Below are 242 nucleotides of genomic sequence, written 5' to 3' on the forward strand. Positions count from 1 at the left end.
GGCCTCGCTCTCGCGCACCTCGTGCCGGCCGGCCCATTTCGGCTCGGTCCTGGCGATGCCGACAGGCACGTCCGTCATCTGGACCGGGACGCCGTCGGGCCAGGGATCGCCCTCGACCTGATCGGGAATGGTGCGTTCCCACGTCGCCTTGAACCAGCGTTCGCGCGCCAGATCGCCCAGCGCCCGCGCCGCCGGGCCGTCCATCACCGACATCACCTCGTGCCGCGCCTTGCAGATGACGC

The 242-nt window shown here is 71.5% G+C and carries 1 protein-coding gene; it reads right to left on the reverse strand.

Annotation, left to right across the window (positions count from 1 at the left end; genetic code table 11):
- On the reverse strand, nt 1-242 hold a 242-nt coding region (locus CVH10_RS23730; RefSeq protein ID WP_219925083.1), incomplete at both ends, for a hypothetical protein.

The sequence above is a fragment of the Halomonas sp. ND22Bw genome, from assembly GCF_003011945.1.
Taxonomy (GTDB): domain Bacteria; phylum Pseudomonadota; class Gammaproteobacteria; order Pseudomonadales; family Halomonadaceae; genus Halomonas; species Halomonas halophila.